The sequence below is a fragment of the Parachitinimonas caeni genome, from assembly GCF_030129945.1.
GTDB lineage: Bacteria > Pseudomonadota > Gammaproteobacteria > Burkholderiales > Chitinimonadaceae > Parachitinimonas > Parachitinimonas caeni.
Genome location: NZ_JARRAF010000145.1, coordinates 1 through 785 on the forward strand (window position 1 = coordinate 1; position 785 = coordinate 785).

General features: G+C 62.2%; 1 protein-coding gene. It reads left to right on the plus strand.

Going from position 1 to position 785, the window contains the following annotated elements; all coding sequences use genetic code 11:
* Positions 1 to 785, plus strand: a 785-nt coding sequence (locus PZA18_RS24025) for a DUF6531 domain-containing protein (RefSeq protein ID WP_284103418.1), incomplete at both ends; no start/stop codon positions are given.

The following is a 785-nucleotide window of genomic DNA, read 5'->3' on the forward strand; positions in this document are numbered from 1 at the left end:
AGGCAGCGCAGTACCGCAGATCGGGGCGGGCCAGCAAAGTGGGGTGCAGGGACAGGGTGGCGACAATGTTGCCGTCAATGTCGCCAACGGCAATCTGGTTTTGCAGCGGCGCGATGAGCTGCTGATCGGGCGGGGCATGGATGCCAGCCTGCTGCGCACCTACAACAGTCAGGCCCGCTTCAGTGACGACAACGGCGACGCCTGGTGGTTATCCGGCTATCGTCGTCTGCAAAACCTCAGTGGGAATCTCAATAGCGCCGGCAGTCAGATCGAGCGCGTCAGTGCCGATGGCAGCGTGCAACGCTTCAGCTTCATCGGCAACGGCTATCGCAGTACCGACGGCGATGGCGCCCACGACACCCTGCGCTACGATGCTGGCAGCAACAGCTGGACCTATACCGATGGCAACACCCAGTCCACCGAAAGCTATGCCGCCTTCGGCAGCGGCTACCGGCTGGTCAGCAGCAGCGACAGCAACGGCAACCGCGTCAGCTTCAGCTACAACAACGATCTGCTCTCCCGTGTCAGCACCGCCAATGGCGATGCGATCGAATTCAGCTACACCGGCCGCAACCTGACCAGTGAACGGGTCATCAAGGCCGGCGGGGGCAGTAGCACCCGCACCCTTTACAGCTACGACGAATACAACCGCCTGAAGCAGGTTACCGTAGACCTGAGCCCCGACGACAACAGCACGGCCGACGGCAAGGTTTATCAGACCACCTACCGCTATGACGGCAGCAGCAACCGTCTGGCCGGCATCGACCAGACCGACGGCAGCAAGC